Origin of the sequence: Corynebacterium pseudopelargi (assembly GCF_003814005.1) — a bacterium.
Lineage (GTDB): Bacteria > Actinomycetota > Actinomycetes > Mycobacteriales > Mycobacteriaceae > Corynebacterium > Corynebacterium pseudopelargi.
The window spans coordinates 1,807,238-1,821,494 of the sequence record NZ_CP033898.1 but is presented as its reverse complement, the minus strand read 5'-3'; the positions used below and the strand labels follow the sequence as shown (position 1 = coordinate 1,821,494).

Sequence of the window (14,257 nt, the reverse complement as noted above, 5' to 3'; positions counted from 1 at the left end):
GGAAGGTGGCGTGGAATATATGGCTGATAACGCCGCACCTCGCTCTCGGACGGCAGTAGAGCTCACGCTTGACGAGCTATTCGGGGCAGTTGAGCAGGAGTGGCAAGAGCAAGCACTGTGCGCTCAAACTGATCCTGAGGCATTCTTCCCCGAAAAGGGCGGCTCGACCCGCGAAGCCAAGCGCATCTGCAGCGCCTGCTCGGTTCGTGATGAATGCCTGGAATTCGCGCTCGAGCACGATGAGCGCTTCGGTATCTGGGGTGGACTGTCTGAACGTGAGCGTCGTCGTCTAAAAAACCAGATCGCCTAAACCACGATCAAACAATCAAGCCCTCGGCCACAAGGCCGCGGGCTTTTTATTTTACAAGCCCTAGGGCTAGTCCTCTGCAAAGTCTGGATCAATATCTTTCGGGCTGAGGTTTAAGTAGGTAGCCACCAAAGAGGTCAGCACTTTGCGCAGCAAGGCATCTAATTCCACCGCATCGCTGCTTCGCTGCTCAATTGGCATACGAAACATCACGATCCGCGCCCTGGTGGGGCGTCCGTGTTGATCAATGCCAGCCGGAATCACGCGCCCAAGGGGCACGATGCCATCGGCGGTGATCTCCTCTGGGATTAGCGAAGCCTCGGTGTTTAAACGCATCCTCGGGATGGTGTCTACCGCAATATCCAAATGGCTTAATTGCTCACGCCAGCGATCGTGGATGGGCGCGTAGGCACGTAGCACGGCGGCGTCGAAAAGCTCCCTGCGCGTGCGAAAACGAGGCACCGCAGTGGGGAATAAGGGGCCGCGAACCCCTCGGCCATGACGATCCTTTGACGCGCGCATCATAGCCGTCGATGCTACTGGCATAGGGGGCTTGGGCGTTGGCACCTCGCCGTGGAGCAATGCACGCAAAAAGGGGGTGATGGCCACATGGGCTACAAAAACCTCAAGTAGAGGTCTAGACTCTGTGGGCGTGAATCACTTCCGCCGATGCTCCCGACCAGGCTGCGGCAAGCCAGCCGTTGCAACGCTGACCTATGCCTATGCGCAATCGACCGCGGTGGTAGGCCCACTAGCTACAAGCAGCGACCCCCATAGCTGGGATCTATGTGAACATCACGCATCTAAAATCACCGCGCCACTCGGCTGGGAACTCCTGCGCGTAGACGCCCTTGAAGAAGATGATGAAGACCTCACCGCCTTAGCCGAGGCCGTGCGCCAAGCCGGGCGTTCGAGCATCGAGCAGCCGCAACTCGGCCAAAGCGAAGACATCGGCAGGAACCACCCAGTGCATCGAGCGCAGCGAAAAGCCACCCGCCGCGCCCACCTCCAAGTCGTGCACGACGCCGAAAAAGAGCACTAACCGTTCACGCCCACAGCAATGATGGCCAAATAGTTATTCGGCCAAACGCTTTCAACGGAGTAGGGTATTTCGGGAAGTTGGCGTAAGCAGCAACTGCTTCGCCCAAGCACCAAAGGTGCTTGTTAGAGGTTTGTTCCGAAAGGTAGGCACCCGCCCATGCGCTCTCGCGAAGCAGTCACCAGCGTGATCAAGGCATACGACGTCCGAGGCGTTGTAGATCAAGACATCGACGCTGAGTTCATCTACGAGGTCGGCCAAGCCTTCGGCGCACTCATGCGAGAAGAAGGCGCTACCCGCGTGGCCGTCGGCCACGATATGCGCCCCTCATCACCGGAGCTTTCCCAAGCCTTTGCCAAGGGTGTCAACGCCCAAGGCGTAGACGTGCTCGCCCTTGGCCTGACCTCTACCGATCAGCTCTACTTTGCCTCCGGCGAATTCGACTGCCCAGGCGCGATGTTTACCGCCTCGCACAACCCGGCTGAATACAACGGCATCAAACTGTGCCGCTCTGGTGCACGCCCCGTAGGCCAAGCCAGCGGCCTGGCACAGATCGTAGACATGCTCGTAGAAGGCGTGCCCAGCTACGAAGGCGCGCACGGCAGCATCACCGAAGAAGACACCCTGGCAGCCTATGGTGCATTCTTGCGCGGCCTGGTGGACTTAAGCGGTATTCGCCACCTGAAGGTGGCCGTGGACGCAGCCAACGGCATGGCAGGCCACACCGTGCCCGAGGTATTCAAAGGCCTCAACATCGACATCGAACCACTGTACTTCGAGCTCGACGGCACCTTCCCCAACCACGAGGCCAACCCGCTTGATCCTAAAAACCTCACTGACCTCCAAGCATTCACACCGAAAGTCGGCGCCGATATCGGACTTGCCTTCGACGGCGATGCCGACCGCTGCTTCGTGGTCGACGAACTCGGCCAGCCGGTGAGCCCCTCGGCTATTTGCGCAATCGTGGCGCAGCGCTACCTCCAAGAACACCCCGGCGCCACCATCATTCACAACCTGATTACCTCGAAAACCGTGCCGGAAATCATTCAAGAGCACGGCGGTACCGCGGTGCGCACCCGCGTTGGGCACTCCTTTATCAAAGCGCAGATGGCAGAACACAAGGCCGTCTTCGGTGGAGAGCACTCCGCGCACTACTACTTCCAGGAATTCTTCAACGCCGACTCCGGCATCCTGGCAGCCCTGCACGTGCTTGCAGCTCTTGGCCAGCAAGACCGCCCGCTGTCTGAACTCATGGCCAGCTACACCCGCTACGCGGCATCGGGCGAGATCAACTCCAAGCTTGCGTCTGCCGAACAGCAGCAGGAACGCGCACAGGCCGTCATCGATGCATTCCGCGATCGCGCAGCCTCCATCGATGATCTCGACGGATACACCGTTGAGCTTGCCCAGTCCCCGGCGTGGTTCAATGTGCGCGCCTCGAACACCGAGCCGCTATTGCGCCTGAATGTTGAAGCCCCCACCGAGGATGAAGTGGCATCCTTAGTGGAAGAGATCTTGGCCATCATCCGCGCCTAGTGCTTATGGCTGAACACATCGACCCAGATAAGGCGTACTTCGATATCGCCCACGAAGGCGCGCAGCTACGCGCAGTAGCCGATGCCTTGCCCTGGGAATCGATCTTAAGCGATGCCCCGAGAAGCATCGTGGTGCTCGCAGGCGATGAATTAAGCTACCGCGCAGCCCAAGCCGTGCTTGGGGTATGCCAGCCGCTTGCCACCCCAGTGGTGATAACCCAAAGCCTGCCCAGCTATGTTGGCGCCCTCGATGTAGTGCTGCTGCTCAGCGAAAGTGGGGCACACGATGGCCTGGCCCAAGCCGCCAGTGTGTGCCACGCCAGAGGTACTACGACCATAGCGGCTATTGGCCATGGCCGGCTGCGCGAGGATCTGCCCAGCAGCACGCACATCATCGATCCCTTGCCCATGCACGAAGGCCCATCGCCTGCCAGATCCGGTGCAGCACTGCTGGCACTGCTGGTAGCTCAGCCCACACGCCGCCTGCACGCCATTGCCGAGCGCGTCGACGAAGAGCTGCTGCGCTGCGCGCCAGAGCGTGAAACACTTAACCCGGCCCGCGATATCGCCCAAAAAGCAGCCTTTGGGCTGCATGTGGCAAACGATGCGGAATCGCTGGATCTTTGCGCACTGGTGGCGTGCATGTTCAACCAGCACGCCAAGCTCAGCGGCAGTATCGATGGCCGAGCCTTAGGTGCCTTCTATGCAGCACAACCACCGCGCGACCCCTTCCATGACCCGATCATTGATGGGCCGTTGCCACCGGAGCCGGCGATCATTCGCTGGGCAGTAGCTGAGCTGGCAGAAGCCGAGGGCGATCGCGCCACGGCCCTATTTACGCTCATGGCTCGCGCATTCGCGGCTACTATGTATTAGTTCCAGTCAGCAATGACCAAGCAGCAGCCAAATCTGGCCGAGCATTAGTCAGATATGACCTAGTTCCCGGCAGCCAGGCACACAGCATGTGCCACTGCCACCATTGCCAAGAGGCCATGCACATGGCCGCATTGGCAAGTGACCACGGAGGTTTCCACCTAGATGAAGAAGCTGATCCCGAGCACCCAAGCCTATTCCTGGGGCTCAAGGACTCTGATTCAACAGATGCGTGGCGAGCAAGCAAGCACGAAGCCCCTGGCAGAACTCTGGTACGGGGCGCACCCAGCAGCACCGGCCACCGCAGATGAGATCAGCCTCGATACGCTCATCGCCAGCGACCCCGAAGCAGCCTTGGGCACCACCGTGGCGCAGCGCTACGAGTCCACCTTGCCCTTCTTGCTCAAGCTGCTTGCAGCAGACCAGCCACTGAGCCTGCAGGCGCACCCATCCTTAGAGCAGGCCAGAGAAGGCTTTGCCCGCGAGAATGCCCAGGGCATTGATATCCACGCCCATGAGCGCAACTACCGCGACGATAACCATAAGCCAGAGCTCTTGGTGGCCTTAAGCGAATTCCACGCCATGGCAGGTTTTCGCCCCCTGGATCAAACCCGTGAGCTTTTCGCCGCCCTCGAGTGTGAGGAGCTCAACCACTACGCCTCGCTGATTGCTGAAGAAGGCGAAGAAGAAAACGACCTTCGTGCGCTGTTTACCACCTGGATTACCATCCCCTCGGCCGCACGAGCCGAGCTGATCGATGCAGTAGTAGCAGCAGCGCAACAAGCACGCGATCACGTACCAGCGTGGATGCAGCTCGTGTTGGATCACGTGATTGATCTGCAACAGCGCCACCCCGGCGATATTGGTGTCCTTGGAGCGCTGCTGTTGAATCACCTTCGCCTTGAACCAGGCGAAGCCATCTACTTAGACGCCGGCAACCTGCACGCCTATATCTCCGGCCTTGGCGTTGAGATTATGGCCAACTCCGACAATGTGCTTCGCGGCGGGCTGACCCCAAAGTATGTAGACATCCCAGAACTGGTGCATGTGCTGCGCTTTGACACCCTGGCCGATCCGGTAGTCGAGCCGATAGACGGCCGCTATGAGGTGCCCAGCGAAGAATTTGCGCTGCGCAGCGTGCACATCGACGGCGCGTTCACACTCGAACACGCAGGCCCTGCGATCGTGCTGTGTACCCAAGGCAATCTGCGCGCAGGCGAGCTTAGCCTTGAGCCCACCGAGGCATTGTGGATCGATGCCCAAGATGCACAGGTGCGCCTGGAAGGCGAGGGGGAAGTCTTTATCGCCACCGTGGGTGGAGCTTAAAAACTCCCAGCGGCTAGGCGGGGTTTAGGCGGCTAGGCGGGGGCCGTCTTCTGGCCGCGCTCTGGGCCTAGGTGTAGGCCTAGCTGTTGGTCTAGCTTTCGGTCTAACGCTGGGAGGTATCCGGTGCCGAGGTTTGAGCCTTGGCACCTTCATTCTTTTCAGCGGTGCTGCTTGGCTTAGGCGCTTGAGATTTGGGCTGTTGCTTTAAGCCCATCATTTCTGCCCAGTCCCAGATGGCGTCGATAGGCATCTGTTCCTCGCCATTGCTTGGCTCCAGCGGCAACTCGGTGGCCAGGTCGCCGTTGATGCCCGGAACCTCGGGTACAAGCGGCGTGACCGGCTCAATCACCGGGCTTGTGGGTGCAGACTCGGTGCTCGTAGTAGGCAAGGGGGCAGAGGTGGTTGGCGCGGAATTCTGCGCGGGCAGGTGCGCATTCGGTGGCAGCAGCGGATCGTTGCGATCCACATAGGTTTGAGAGCGATCCACGGCAACGGCAGTTTGCGGTGCCGGAACGGCGGTTTGCGTGGGCTCGCTTGTTTTGGTGCTGGATTTGGTACTTGTCGACGCCCCCGTGCTGCGTTCTGCGGTGCTTGCAGCAGGGGAGATGCCGGCGGTTTCTTCTGGAGTAGAGGAGTTCCATGCAGGATCGAGCTTCCACACTCCAAACCCCACGGCAGCAGCAAGCATCACGCCGGCTCCAAGCGTGCCGGCAATGGTCTTTGAAGTGTGCTTCATGTGCCGCTACCTGTACTAATAAAGGTTTGATAACAATTTGATCACAAACGCTATCACAAAAGGGAAGGGTTGCAAAGAACACATTCGGCAGCCCAACCGGCCAGGAAAAAGAAAATGCACTATGAATGGAAGTAGATCCCACATTCGATGGCGTTACTGCCAACACGCAATGCGCCAGCACACTTAAAGAAAGGTGATAGATCGTGAGTGGATGGGAAGCCGAGGTCTTTGAGGTAGAAAGCAATATCGATCTTCTAGACGAGCTCGCAGATCTCGATAGCGAGTCCATCGTGGAAGAAGTATCCGATCTGGTGCGTATTGCAGCCGAACAAGGAGCCCAGGCAGAAGAACAAGACAACGCCCAACTCGCGGCAACCCTGCTGGCCATTTGGGCAGGAGCCCCCTTTAGCGATCGCGAATTAGCCCAGGATTACCCCTTTATTCTTGGATTGCGCGGCAGGGGCGAGGAAGATATTAGAGAAATCGCCGCAGGCCTGTTGGAGCAGGTTGAAAGCGATGAAGATCTCGATGCCTATATCGAGGCTCTAAGCTAGAGCAGATAACACCAAACGCAGTACCCAAATAGAAGGACATCAAGGTTTTGACTGACTACCGCATCCGTGACATCCACCTGGCCGACGCTGGCCGCCACCAGATCCGTCTCGCCGAACACGAGATGCCGGGGCTGATGCAATTGCGCGAGATGTATCGCGAAGAACAGCCCCTTCAAGGCGCACGCATCGCCGGATCGATCCATATGACGGTGCAAACTGCTGTGCTGATCGAAACCCTCGTTGCACTCGGTGCCGAGGTGCGCTGGGCTTCCTGCAATATCTTTTCCACCCAAGATGAAGCTGCAGCCGCCGTGGTGGTTGGCAAGGGTACTCCCGAGGACCCGCAGGGTGTTCCGGTCTTTGCGTGGAAGGGCGAAACCCTTGAAGAATACTGGGACTGCGTCAATGAGATCTTCTCTTGGGGCGATCGCTTGCCCAATATGATCCTCGACGATGGCGGCGATGCCACCATGGCCGTGATCCGCGGACGCGAATATGAACAAGCCGGCGTGGTGCCACCTGATGATGAGCAGGATTCCGATGAATCCAAGGCATTTAAAGCCATGCTGCGCCGAGTGCTCGAAGCTGAGCCCGGCAAGTGGGGCAAGATTGCAGAGTCGGTCAAGGGCGTTACCGAGGAAACCACCACCGGTGTGCACCGCCTCTACCACTTTGCAGAAGCTGGCGAGCTGCCCTTCCCCGCAATGAACGTCAACGACGCTGTAACCAAGTCGAAGTTCGACAATAAGTACGGCACTCGCCACTCCCTGCTCGACGGCATTAACCGCGCCACCGATGCACTCATGGGTGGCAAGAGCGTGCTGATCTGCGGCTACGGCGATGTGGGCAAGGGCTGTGCCGAGGCCATGGACGGCCAAGGTGCCCGCGTGAAGGTAACCGAGGCTGATCCGATCAATGCCTTGCAGGCACTCATGGATGGCTTCCCCGTGGTCCACGTCGACGACGCCATTGCCGATGCCGATATCGTGATCACCGCAACCGGCAACCGCGACATCATTTCCTTCGAGCAGATGCTGAAGATGAAAGACCACGCCATCTTGGGCAATATCGGCCACTTCGATAATGAAATCGACGTCGCCTCCCTGCTACACCGCGATGACGTCACTCGCGTAAATATCAAGCCGCAGGTAGATGAGTTCACCCTGCCCAATGGCCGAAGCATCATCCTGCTTTCCGAAGGCCGCCTGCTCAACCTGGGCAATGCCACCGGGCACCCGAGCTTTGTTATGTCTACCTCTTTTGCCGATCAAACCCTCGCGCAGATCGAGCTTTTTAATAACGATGGCTCCTACGTCAACGAGGTCTACCGTCTGCCAAAGGTCCTTGACGAGCTCGTCGCACGCATCCACGTCGAAGCCCTCGGCGGCACCATCACCGAACTGACCAAGGAACAAGCGGAATATATTGGCGTCGATGTTGCAGGCCCTTATAAGCCGGAGCACTACCGCTACTAATGATTGTTGCGATTGAGGGGATCGACGGCGCGGGCAAAAACACCCTTGTTCGCGCGCTGCGCGAACAAGTAGATGCCGAGTACCTGGCCTTTCCCCGCTACGAGGAATCCATCCACGCCCAACTGGCCCAGCAAGCCCTTTATGGGCGCATGGGTGATTTGAGCGACTCAATCTACGGCATGGCCACGCTATTTGCCCTCGATCGCCTCGGGGCAAAAGAGCAATTGCACAAGGCCGCAGCAAGCTCGAAGATCTTGCTGCTTGATCGCTATGTGGCCTCGAATGCCGCCTACTCGGTGGCGCGAGCTCAAGATCCAAACATTGCTCAGTGGGTGGCGGGTTTAGAGTTCGAGCAATTTGGGCTCCCTAAGCCCACCCTGCAGGTGCTGCTTGGCACCGATGTGGCATTGGCTGCAAAGCGCGCAGCCTCGCGTGAGGCAGAAGATGCAAGCCGTGTACGCGATCAATATGAATCGGATGCCGGCTTGCAGCTTCGCACTGCTCATGCCTACGCCAACTTGGCCCAACAGCAGTGGTATTCGCCGTGGATGGTGGTTGATCCAGCACAGCAAACAAGTGCTGTGGCCACCGCGGTGCTGCAGGCGCTGGGATAGCAGCGGCAGAGGTTCTTAGCCTTCGGCGGCATTTGTATTCATTGGCATCACACATCGCTGCCATTGCAAAAAGGTGACAGTGTGTTTTGCCTGGCATGTGCGCACGGTAGGCTTAGAACGTCTGAGCAATGCAGAAAAGAAGAAAGGGTGGCCGTTATTTCTATGCCCCCAAAAATCCTCGTCGTTGATGATGATCCTGGCATCTCCGAGATGCTCACCTTGGTGCTTCAAGCCGAGGGCTATCAAACTGTAGCGGTATCCGATGGCGCCCAGGCCGTCCCGGTGTTCCAGCGCGAGCAGCCCGACCTGGTGCTGCTCGACTTGATGCTGCCCGGAGTCAATGGCATCGACATCTGCCGGATGATTCGCCGCGAATCCTCGGTGCCCATTGTCATGCTCACCGCCAAGACGGACACCGTCGACGTGGTGCTTGGCCTGGAATCGGGTGCCGATGACTATATTTCCAAGCCTTTTAAGCACAAGGAGCTCATTGCTCGTATGCGTGCGCGTCTGCGCCGCAGCGAAGATGAGCACCACGATGTGTTAGAGGCCGGGGATTTGCGTATCGACGTCCCAGGCCACCAAGTCACGCGCAATGGTGAAGAAATCCAGCTCACGCCTCTTGAGTTCCAATTATTAGTCGAGTTGGCCTCCAAGCCTGGGCAGGTCTTTAGCCGCGAAGAATTGCTGCAGAAGGTGTGGGGCTATCGCAACCCTGCCGATACCCGCCTTGTCAACGTGCATGTGCAGCGTCTTCGTTCCAAGATTGAAAAAGACCCAGATAACCCGCAGATCGTGCTGACTATCCGCGGCGTGGGTTACAAGATCGGCTAAGGAGCAGAAGGCCATTTCCGGGCTGATTCACCGCATACGTCACGCATTAGTAGAACGCTGGCAAACCAGCGTTCAGTACCGCGTGTTGGGCACGATTATTCTTGCCTCCGCTTTCGTGCTGCTTATTTTGGCCATGTTCGTGACTAACTTCTTAGTTGGGCGCTTCATGGACGCCAAAGAAGAAATCGCCGCTCAAGAGATCGACCGCGCGCGCGTGGCAGTGGAAGAACAAATTGCCGCCACGGGTGCATCAAGCCCATTAGATGTTCGCCTAAAAACGGCCCGCGCCGCCATCGTTTCTCGGGCTGTTGAAGGCCAGGAGCAGGCGGTATATGAGCCCGTCATTTTGGTCAATGAGCCAGAAGGCGAGGTGATTTCTGCTCCCGAGGGCTATCGCATTCCCGAGCGGCTTCGCAGCTTTGTCGCACAGGGGCAGGTGGCAAGCCAATACGCCACGATCCGAAGAAGCGACGATTCCAGCTATAAAGCCCTCATCATTGGCACGCCTACCGACGCCGAGGTGCCAAACCTCCAGGTGTATTTGGTGATGTCGATGGAAAACGACGAGGCTACCCTTGCCATGCTGCGTGGCTCCTTTGCAGGTGCCGCCATCTTGTTGATCGTGCTGTTTGTGATCATCGTCTGGGTGGCGATGAACCAGCTCATCACCCCGGTGCGCTCTGCCAGCCGCATCGCTGAACGTTTCGCCGATGGCCACCTGCGTGAGCGGATGGTGGTCGACGGCAGAGACGAAATTGCCCGCCTGGCCATGAGCTTTAACACCATGGCCGATAGCTTGTCTAAGAAGATCCAGCAGCTCGAAGAATACGGCAATTTCCAGCGTCAATTCACCTCCGATGTGTCCCACGAGCTGCGCACACCACTGACAACGGTGCGTTTGGCCGCCGATATGATCAACTCCGAATCGGAGGAGTTTGCCCCGCATACCAAGCGCGCTTCTCAGTTGCTTGTACAACAGCTTGATCTTTTCGAAGACCTGCTCAATGACTTGCTTGAGATTTCGCGTTACGACGCCGGCGCTACCGAACTTTCGCCAACACAGCTCGATATGCGCGAGTGCATCCATGCTGCATGGGATCAGGTGCGCGCGCTTGCCAAAGAGCTCGGGGTGCAAGTCACTTTCGTGCCAGAAGATGATCCGCTGCCAATGGTTGGCGATGCTCGACGCATTGAAAGGATCCTGCGCAACCTCTTTGCCAACGCCGTGGATCACTCGGAAGGCAACCCGGTAGAAATCCGCACCGCCATGAGCGCAGATGCCATCGCGGTGACGGTCACCGATCACGGCGTTGGCTTAAAGCCTGAACAAGAAGAGCTGGTGTTTGAACGCTTCTGGCGTGCCGATCCCTCCCGCGAGCGTCACTCCGGCGGCACCGGATTAGGCCTTGCTATTGCCTTAGAAGATGCACACTTACACGGCGGCACCATTGAGGCCAGGGGCAATATTGGGGTTGGCTCTACCTTTAGGGTGCTGTTGCCGCGCACCCCAGGCGGTGCGATTGATAAGCCTCCGCTGCCGCTGGAAGCGCCAAAGAGCAAGGAACCATCCAGCGAGGGCATTAACCTCAGCCAGGAGGAGCAATGATGAAGCGAGCTTCGCTGCTGTGCGTGAGCACCACCATGGCCATGGTGTTAAGCGGATGTATTTCTGTGCCTTCAGAAACAGACCCTCAAGCAATTCGGAGTTTTGAACAAGAACAACCCTCAAGCTTCCAAGGCCCCAAAGAAGGCGAAGCCCCAGATTTGCTGCTTCGAGATTTCTACAGTGCCAATGCGCTCGCAGAGCAGCAATACCGCGCTGCCAAGAGCTACATGAGCAAGGAAAAGGCAGAATCCTGGGCGCCAAAGCCAGATATTCTCGTGCTTGATCGCATCGATGTGAATTCCGCGCCACAGGATGATGAGGAACCGGGCAGAACCTACGAGGTAACCGGCACCATCGTCGGCGAGGTGAGCAAAGCTGGTGCCTACCAGCCCCGTAAAACTCCCTTTAGGCAAAATATTCGCCTCGAAGAAATTGATGGTGAGTGGCGCATCGTCGATCTGCCCAATCAGATCGTGGTGGAGCGCAATGCCTTCCGCAATCACTACACCATGCGCAATGTGTACTTCTTTGATCCCAGCGGCAGCCGCCTGGTTGCTGATCAGCGGTGGATTTATAACCGCACCGGCTCTTTAGACTCAGCCCTGCTATCGCTGCTGATCGAAGGCCCCTCCGAGTGGCTTGCCCCAGGCGTGATGGACGAACTACCAGCCGATGCCACCTATGCGGGCAGGCGCGATGGGGTGTATGAGTTTTCTGGGCTGACCAACTTAAGCTCCGATGCCATGCGCAGGCTCGCGGCAAGCATCGTCTGGACCTTAGGCATGGCAGAAATCGGCGGGCCGTATCATCTGGCATTCGATGGCAATGCGGTGCGCTCCAGAGACACCGAAGATCCAGACCTCACGGTGGATAACTTCGCCGAATACAACCCCCAGGCCACCGGCAATAGCTTCGATACCGCCTATGCGCTTATCGGCGGCCAATTGGTCAATATCAATGGCGGCAAGATCAATCCGGTAACCAAGCCCATCGGGCAGCTCGAAGATATTGAGTCGATCAGCATCTCGGGTAAAAGCGATGCGGTGGGTGCGGTGCGAAGCTCTGGCCAAGAAGAGGATCGCGAATCTGAATTGCTCATCGGCACCATGAACACCACCATGGAAAGCAAGCTTCGGGCCCGCACGCTGACCAAGCCCACCTTCGAGCCCACGGCATCATCGCTGTGGACGGTGATCGATGGCCAAAAGATCGCGCGCGTGGCTCGCTCCAGCGACAATGGCGAGATCGTCCAAACTGAGGTGGATTCGGAATCCTTGGGCGAGCACAGCGATATTTCCGTGCTGCAGCTTTCTCACGCAGGCTCAAGGGCGGCCATGGTGATGGACGGCAAGGTCTACGTGGGCGTGGTAGCCAGGCCAAATGTGGGCGAACGCAAGCTCACCAACGTTATTGATCTGCTGCCTGGTTTTGAAGACACGATCATCTCGCTTGATTGGCAAGCCGATGGCACCCTATTAATCGGCACGGCCAACCCCGAGGCGCCAGTGTGGGTGGTAGCCCCCGATGGCTCCAGTGCCACCCCGCTGCCAGGAGCCAACCTCGATGCCCCGGTGGTTTCGGTGACGTCGAATAGCTCCACCATTTTCGCCACCGACGCCAGGGCAACGATGCAGATTCCAAAGGATTTAGAAGAAGCGAATTTCTGGCGCGAGGTCGCAGGCCTTGAAGGCGTGCGCGCACCCGTGGTGGTGCCAAACTAATCCTGATTGCCAAAGCTGCAGAGGCGTTTTAGCCTCTTGGTAGATCGCTGTGCTGATAGGGGAGGAGCACGGCTCTACCAAGGGGGGGGCTTTTGGATTTTCGGGATGTGCGCTTAGCGGCTCGGGCTTTTGCCGAGTTATGCCTTCCGCGTAGTTGCGCCGGCTGTGGCACGGCAGGTGTTGCCTTGTGTGCTTCGTGCAAGCAGCAGCTTCGGCAGCCACCGCAGCGCATCAGCACCAGGGTGCTCCAGCATGTGCCCGTGTATTCACTTGGCCCCTACGGTGGCGTGCGCTCGGCAATGATTATTGGCATGAAAGAACGCGGGCGCATGGATATGTGTGCTGTGTTTGGTGCCGTACTGCGTGCGGCGGTGCAGTCCTTAGAAGCCCAAGGCCGCTTACCCGATGGGCTGTGGTTGGTGCCTGCCCCAACCACGTTGAGCAATGAGCGCGCAAGGGGCGGCGATCCGGTGTTTCTTGCCTGCCAATCCAGCCGCCTGCCAAGTGCTCAACTGTTGCGGCACGCAACAAGGGTGCGTGATTCTGCTGGTCTGAGCGCTGTGCAAAGAAGAATAAATATTTCTGGTGCTGTGCAGCTTTTGGGCACCGTGGATGCGCCGGTGTTGTTGGTCGATGATGTGATTACTACCGGCGCCACGCTGGCTTCTTCGGTGGCCGTCCTTCAATCTGCGGGAATGAAAGTGGCCGGCTGCCTGGGGTTTTCTCATGCTTGACCGTGTTGGGGCGGGATCTAGTTGCTCCAAGGGCATGGATTGGGTCAAGGCGTTGGGCAAATTGCCAACGCTGAGAGCGAACAACATTCTATGGCGGTGACTGCAAAACTACGGGTATCCTTAGAGATGAAAGTTCACCCCGCCCGGAGGGGTCTGTCAGAGGTTTCCTTCAAGGGCGGACAACACAAGGGAGGTACGTGATTATGACCACGCCTGATGGCTCCAACGAGGTGTTGAGCCCGGACGTCAAGGTGTCAATCACCGGCCGCAACGTCGAGGTTCCCGAGCATTTCGCGGAACGAGTCAATTCCAAGCTTGCCAAGATCGCGCGTTTGGATCCTACGCTGACGTTCTTCCACGTCGAGTTGCAGCACGAGCCGAATCCTCGCCGTGCAGATAACTCTGATCGCATTCAGATCACCGCTACCGGCAAGGGCCACATTGCTCGTTCTGAGGCGAAGGAAGATAGCTTCTACGCAGCACTGGAGACGGCACTGTCTCGCATGGAACGTTCCCTGCGTAAGGTCAAGGCTCGTCGTTCCATCTCCCTGTCCGGCCACCGTGCACCGATGAGCACCGGTGAAGCCGCCGCGGAATTGGTGCGTGAAGCTGAGCAGGCTCGCGCCAAGGATCAATATGATGAAGATCCCTATGCCGATTCTGTTGAAGATGTGTTGCCCGGTCAGATCGTGCGCACCAAGGAGCACTCCGCTACTCCGATGAGCGTGGATGATGCTTTGTCTGAGATGGAGCTCGTGGGCCACGATTTCTACCTGTTTGTCAATGAAGAGACTGGTCAGCCTTCCGTGGTGTATCGCCGCCACGCCTATGATTATGGCTTGATCTCTTTGAGCAACGACAAGGCCTAAGGTCATTTGACGCTTGCTTGATAGCCGCACCCGG

15 protein-coding genes are annotated in these 14,257 nt (G+C 58.0%); 13 read left to right on the top strand and 2 right to left on the bottom strand.

What is annotated here, in order from left to right; translation table 11 throughout:
• Positions 1-10 precede the first annotated feature (10 nt).
• Complete coding sequence (locus CPPEL_RS08515; RefSeq protein ID WP_164470406.1) at positions 11-310, top strand: WhiB family transcriptional regulator; 300 nt, start codon at positions 11-13, stop codon at positions 308-310.
• 66 nt (positions 311-376) lie between these two features.
• On the opposite strand, the gene CPPEL_RS08510 is transcribed toward CPPEL_RS08515, so the two are convergent.
• Positions 377-829 carry a metallopeptidase family protein gene (locus CPPEL_RS08510; RefSeq protein ID WP_206608957.1) on the bottom strand — a complete coding sequence of 151 codons (453 nt, stop codon included), beginning with the start codon at positions 827-829 and terminating at the stop codon, positions 377-379.
• 130 nt (positions 830-959) lie between these two features.
• Between CPPEL_RS08510 and CPPEL_RS08505 the strand changes: the two genes are divergently transcribed.
• The 4 genes from CPPEL_RS08505 (at position 960) to manA (ending at position 5,080) form a co-directional block, all read left to right on the top strand.
• Positions 960-1,349: a DUF3499 domain-containing protein gene (locus tag CPPEL_RS08505; RefSeq protein ID WP_206608923.1), complete on the top strand. Its 390-nt coding sequence runs from the start codon at positions 960-962 to the stop codon at positions 1,347-1,349.
• 156 nt (positions 1,350-1,505) lie between these two features.
• Positions 1,506-2,882, top strand: a complete 1,377-nt coding sequence (locus CPPEL_RS08500; RefSeq protein ID WP_123960708.1) for a phosphomannomutase/phosphoglucomutase — start codon at positions 1,506-1,508, stop codon at positions 2,880-2,882.
• Positions 2,883-2,887: 5 nt separating this feature from the next.
• Positions 2,888-3,757, top strand: a complete 870-nt coding sequence (locus CPPEL_RS08495; RefSeq protein WP_123960707.1) for a hypothetical protein — start codon at positions 2,888-2,890, stop codon at positions 3,755-3,757.
• A gap of 162 nt (positions 3,758-3,919) precedes the next feature.
• Positions 3,920-5,080: a mannose-6-phosphate isomerase, class I gene (gene manA, locus CPPEL_RS08490; RefSeq protein ID WP_123960706.1), complete on the top strand. Its 1,161-nt coding sequence runs from the start codon at positions 3,920-3,922 to the stop codon at positions 5,078-5,080.
• 103 nt (positions 5,081-5,183) lie between these two features.
• Here the strand turns inward: manA and CPPEL_RS08485 are convergent, their stop codons facing one another.
• Positions 5,184-5,816, bottom strand: a complete 633-nt coding sequence (locus CPPEL_RS08485; RefSeq protein ID WP_123960705.1) for a hypothetical protein — start codon at positions 5,814-5,816, stop codon at positions 5,184-5,186.
• 203 nt (positions 5,817-6,019) lie between these two features.
• On the opposite strand from CPPEL_RS08485, the gene CPPEL_RS08480 reads away from it, so the two are divergent.
• The 8 genes from CPPEL_RS08480 to hpf all read left to right on the top strand — a co-directional run bounded on the left by CPPEL_RS08480 (position 6,020) and on the right by hpf (position 14,223).
• A complete protein-coding gene (locus CPPEL_RS08480; RefSeq protein ID WP_123960704.1) occupies positions 6,020-6,370 on the top strand; it encodes a DUF4259 domain-containing protein in 351 nt (116 codons plus the stop codon).
• A 47-nt stretch (positions 6,371-6,417) separates the two neighbouring features.
• Positions 6,418-7,845: an adenosylhomocysteinase gene (gene ahcY / locus CPPEL_RS08475; protein ID WP_425453783.1), complete on the top strand. Its 1,428-nt coding sequence runs from the start codon at positions 6,418-6,420 to the stop codon at positions 7,843-7,845.
• Positions 7,845-8,459, top strand: coding sequence for a dTMP kinase (locus tag CPPEL_RS08470; protein ID WP_123960702.1), 615 nt, complete (start codon positions 7,845-7,847; stop codon positions 8,457-8,459). The genes ahcY and CPPEL_RS08470 overlap by 1 nt, the downstream gene beginning before the upstream one ends.
• Before the next feature lie 162 nt (positions 8,460-8,621).
• Entirely contained in the window at positions 8,622-9,293 is a 672-nt protein-coding gene (gene mtrA, locus CPPEL_RS08465; RefSeq protein WP_123960701.1) for an MtrAB system response regulator MtrA, read from the top strand.
• Between the two features lie 13 nt (positions 9,294-9,306).
• A complete protein-coding gene (gene mtrB, locus CPPEL_RS08460; protein ID WP_342767992.1) occupies positions 9,307-10,899 on the top strand; it encodes an MtrAB system histidine kinase MtrB in 1,593 nt (530 codons plus the stop codon).
• The gene (gene lpqB / locus CPPEL_RS08455; protein WP_123960700.1) at positions 10,896-12,620 is read left to right on the top strand and encodes an MtrAB system accessory lipoprotein LpqB; all 1,725 of its coding nucleotides are present in this window, start codon (positions 10,896-10,898) and stop codon (positions 12,618-12,620) included. Before mtrB ends, lpqB begins: the two co-directional genes overlap by 4 nt.
• A 185-nt stretch (positions 12,621-12,805) precedes the next feature.
• Positions 12,806-13,354, top strand: coding sequence for a ComF family protein (locus CPPEL_RS08450; RefSeq protein ID WP_245990425.1), 549 nt, complete (start codon positions 12,806-12,808; stop codon positions 13,352-13,354).
• 203 nt (positions 13,355-13,557) lie between these two features.
• Complete coding sequence (gene hpf, locus CPPEL_RS08445; RefSeq protein ID WP_123960699.1) at positions 13,558-14,223, top strand: ribosome hibernation-promoting factor, HPF/YfiA family; 666 nt, start codon at positions 13,558-13,560, stop codon at positions 14,221-14,223.
• The last annotated feature ends 34 nt before the right edge of the window (positions 14,224-14,257 follow it).

Coding starts and splice junctions, on each gene's coding strand:
- CPPEL_RS08510 (WP_206608957.1), bottom strand. CDS start 829: ATGCGCGCGTCAAAGGATCGTCATGGCCGAGGGGTTCGCGGCCCCTTA.
- CPPEL_RS08500 (WP_123960708.1), top strand. CDS start 1,506: ATGCGCTCTCGCGAAGCAGTCACCAGCGTGATCAAGGCATACGACGTC.
- CPPEL_RS08495 (WP_123960707.1), top strand. CDS start 2,888: ATGGCTGAACACATCGACCCAGATAAGGCGTACTTCGATATCGCCCAC.
- manA (WP_123960706.1), top strand. CDS start 3,920: ATGAAGAAGCTGATCCCGAGCACCCAAGCCTATTCCTGGGGCTCAAGG.
- CPPEL_RS08485 (WP_123960705.1), bottom strand. CDS start 5,816: ATGAAGCACACTTCAAAGACCATTGCCGGCACGCTTGGAGCCGGCGTG.
- CPPEL_RS08470 (WP_123960702.1), top strand. CDS start 7,845: ATGATTGTTGCGATTGAGGGGATCGACGGCGCGGGCAAAAACACCCTT.
- mtrA (WP_123960701.1), top strand. CDS start 8,622: ATGCCCCCAAAAATCCTCGTCGTTGATGATGATCCTGGCATCTCCGAG.
- lpqB (WP_123960700.1), top strand. CDS start 10,896: ATGATGAAGCGAGCTTCGCTGCTGTGCGTGAGCACCACCATGGCCATG.
- hpf (WP_123960699.1), top strand. CDS start 13,558: ATGACCACGCCTGATGGCTCCAACGAGGTGTTGAGCCCGGACGTCAAG.